Origin of the sequence: Stieleria sp. (genome assembly GCF_041595215.1) — a bacterium.
GTDB classification, from domain to species: domain Bacteria; phylum Planctomycetota; class Planctomycetia; order Pirellulales; family Pirellulaceae; genus Stieleria; species Stieleria magnilauensis.
The window spans coordinates 1-3,402 of record NZ_JBFHKV010000947.1 but is presented as its reverse complement, the minus strand read 5'-3'; the positions used below and the strand labels follow the sequence as shown (position 1 = coordinate 3,402).

3 protein-coding genes are annotated in these 3,402 nt (G+C 59.0%); 2 read left to right on the top strand and 1 reads right to left on the bottom strand.

The window, feature by feature from the left end:
• Positions 1-45 precede the first annotated feature (45 nt).
• Positions 46-525, bottom strand: a complete 480-nt coding sequence (locus ABX749_RS26650) for a hypothetical protein (RefSeq protein WP_372898677.1) — start codon at positions 523-525, stop codon at positions 46-48.
• 358 nt (positions 526-883) lie between these two features.
• Here ABX749_RS26650 and ABX749_RS26645 point away from each other — a divergent pair, with 358 nt between their 5' ends.
• On the top strand, positions 884-1,783 hold the full coding sequence (locus ABX749_RS26645; RefSeq protein ID WP_372898676.1) for a hypothetical protein: 900 nt from the start codon (positions 884-886) through the stop codon (positions 1,781-1,783).
• Between the two features lie 25 nt (positions 1,784-1,808).
• Positions 1,809-2,984, top strand: a complete 1,176-nt coding sequence (locus ABX749_RS26640) for a 3-hydroxyacyl-CoA dehydrogenase family protein (RefSeq protein WP_372898675.1) — start codon at positions 1,809-1,811, stop codon at positions 2,982-2,984.
• The last annotated feature ends 418 nt before the right edge of the window (positions 2,985-3,402 follow it).

The following is a 3,402-nucleotide window of genomic DNA, read 5'->3' as shown; positions in this document are numbered from 1 at the left end:
TCTCAGGCCCCACGCAAGCTGGAAGCTTACGCCACTTTGGTGCTTCTAGCGGACGTGCTCTTGCTTGAGAAACTCGTTGACCGAGCGATTGACTTCGTCATCCTCGGATTTGGGAAACGGAGAGAACAGGTTGCTGAAAAAGCCGCCCTGTTGCTTTGCCGCCGGTGCCGGCGCCGTTTGGCTGTCCTGACGGAATCCGGCGGGGATTAATCGCATCGGATTGAGCGTGTTCTTGGTGCGTTGCCAGCTCTTTTTGGCGGTCATGGAGACCTCGTCCACCAAGCTGTCTTTCTTGGTGATCACACGCTCCTTTTCGTCTTTGGACGGCAGAAACGTGGACATGGTCGGCATTTTCAGCTTGGGCATCTGCCAATTCATCGGGTTCAGCCCGCTCATCATCCGGGTCAACGGGTTGCCGGGTAATGGTGGGTCCGTGGCAGAGTCCTGGGCGGACGCGTCGGTGAGCGAAGCGAGCATCATCGCTGCAACGAGTGCGCAGGGCAGGGCAAGTGATCGAGTCTTCATCGCAGTGAATCGTCTCCCGTGGGCGAAGCATGGCGAGTTAAATGTGTGGTTCGGCCTTTCGGCACGTGGCCCGCGTATCGCAAGATTTAGCTGTACAGGGCAAGACCAGTTTTCCAGTCGCAGCCCCAATCTTCAAAGTGCATGCCTAGGATCGCGAAAGTCACCTGCGGTTTGCCGATGATTGCCCGACGGGGGGAAAATCCTCGAACCGGACTTGTGAACCCTTTCGGCTCGGCGATAGCATCGCAGCGGTCGGGCTTGCCGTTTCCACACCGGCACCCTGGCGTCTGATCCAGACGATCGTTTTTTCGCCTTTTGCTTGGATGTTTCGTTCCGATTCGAGGATGGCCTGCCGCTCATGATGATTATCGCACGAAGGTACGGCCAACTCGGAAACCGGTTGTTTCTTTACGCGCACTTGATTGCGGCGGCTCGGCATTATGGCGTCGAACTGCGTAATCCCTGCTTTGCCGAGTATGCGGCGTTGTTCCCCAGCACACGCGACGATCTTTGGTGTCGCTACGCAACACACCTGAGTGGACGATCCAACGACACCGGATCCGGCCGGGCTCCATCGCAAACGGTTCGCCTCGGGTTGATGCACAGCATTCAGGCGGTGGCCAAAACGATGAACGCGGTCGGGATGCGCGACTATCCGGCCAAGGTGATTCGATTGCGGTCGGGCCAGGAGTGTGATTTGGAAGGCGACCAATTTCGTAGCGCCGTTGAATCCGGCCGCACGCTGTTGTTGCAGGGCTGGCTATTTCGTAGCCCACGTCTGCTGCAGAACCATTGGTCGCACATTCGCGATTTTTTTGCCGTTTCCGCGGACGATCAAAACGCGATCGGTTCGACGATGCAACAGGCGCGTCGTGCGAGTGACGTTGTCGTCGGCGTCCACATTCGCCGCGGCGACTATGCCGAATTCCAAGGCGGGCGATATTATTTCGACGACCGTTTGTATGCGAACTGGATGCGCAGCGTGTGCGACCAGTTGCCCGGCTGCACAGTGCAGTTTTTGGTCTGCAGCCACGAACGACTGAACCCCCAGCACTTTGCGCGACTGAACATCACTCCCGGCCCCGGAACCGCATTGCGGGACATGTACGCGTTGGCAGAAACCGACTGGATGATGGGGCCGCCGAGCACGTTTACCGCGTGGGCGGCGTTTGTCGGGCGCAAACCGCGTGTCGAGCTGCAGTCGTGTGAGCAGACGGTTGTCGTTCCCAATCCATTTGCCGAGCCGGCGGCCGCTTAGTGAACTCTACTTACCAAGGTTTGGGATGACACCTGATTCCCCGCAGTGGCCGCACGACTTGCCCCGCGTTTTGTTGATCGGAGCGGGTGTGGTCGGACGAGCGATCGCCGATGCCCATGCGGTACGCAACGTCGCGTTCTGCCTGGCAGACCAAAGTGCTGAGGCGATCCGGGCCGCAGCGATTGCCTTTGACGAAGCGGGACTTGCGACGCGTGAGTTTTCGCTGCCAGCCGGATCGCTGCACGCGATCACGGTCGGTGACTCGAATTCGAGTGATACGAAGAATGCGCCGATCGTGATCGAATCGATCGTCGAACGCTGTGATGCGAAACAAGACTTGTTTGATATGCTGCAAAACGACCTGGGGGAATTGGCGGTGCTCTGCAGCAACACGTCCACCCTGTTGATCGACGAGATCGCCGGCCAGCGGTTACGTTCGGCCGGCCGGGTTTGTGGGATGCACTTTTTCATGCCCGTCCATGCCCGGGCGGCGGTCGAAGTCGTGACGGGAAAACGCAGCGACGACGATGCGATCCAAGCGGTCGTGGATCACGCGGCGCGGCTGGGCAAGCGCGCGATACGGTGCCAGGACGGTCCCGGATTCATCGTCAACCGGATGCTTTCGCCCTATCTGAACCAAGCATTGTTGCTGCTGTGCCGTGGTGCGACCGAGCGTCAGATCGAGCGAGCGGCGTTGGCCTACGGCATGCCGATGTCCCCACTGGAGTTGATCGACTGGATCGGGGCGCCCACGATGTACCATGCCGGTAAAGCGTTCACCAGCGCGTTCCCGCAGCGGATCGATCCGTCGCCCATGGTCCCGGCTTTGCTCAAACGCAAACGACTCGGACGCGGATCCGGTGGCGGATTGTTTGACTACGACCGCGGCAGGCGCAGTGAGCAGTTGTCCGCCCCGGCACAAGAGCTGATTGAAACCTATCGCACCGACCGCCGCGAGTTCAGCGACGGAGAGGTGTTGCTGTTGTTGACGATTCCGATGTGGATTGAAGCCAACTGTTTGCTGAAAGAAGGCATCGCTGATTCGATGAACACCGTGGATTTGGCGATGGCAGGCGGGCTGGGATTCACCAGCGATGCAAACTGGTCCGAATTTTTCGCCGAACTCGGTACCGCCCAAATCGACAGCGCCATCAGCCGATGGCAAGCCGAGTTCAAATCCATGCGAAACCAAGTGGCGTAAGCTTCCAGCTTGCGACCCCACCAGAGAACGCTTTGAAGCATTTTTTAGCGGTAGGGCGCGAGCCCTCCGGTGTTTGGTGAACGATGAGGGACCGGAGGGCTTGCGCCTTGCCGCTAACACCTCGCAAATCGCAGGAAATAAATGCTTCACAGCGTTGCCCACTAGAGCTTCCAGCTTGCGATCCCCACTGATGCTCAATACCGCTGAATTAACATCAACGAGGGGCCCGGACGCAGGCGCGAGCCGGCTGATGTCAATCGACGATCGGCCGTTTGGCGCGAGCCGACGGGCGTCAACCTAAGGAAACCACGTTCCATTCCGGCGATAGCCCCCAAGATGCTTCCCCTGCAGAACCAACCAACGATCGATTCGGTCTTCGTTTACGGCACACTCAAACGCGGTCAATGTCGCGAGAGCT

Coding starts and splice junctions, on each gene's coding strand:
- ABX749_RS26640 (WP_372898675.1), top strand. CDS start 1,809: ATGACACCTGATTCCCCGCAGTGGCCGCACGACTTGCCCCGCGTTTTG.
- ABX749_RS26650 (WP_372898677.1), bottom strand. CDS start 525: ATGAAGACTCGATCACTTGCCCTGCCCTGCGCACTCGTTGCAGCGATG.
- ABX749_RS26645 (WP_372898676.1), top strand. CDS start 884: ATGATGATTATCGCACGAAGGTACGGCCAACTCGGAAACCGGTTGTTT.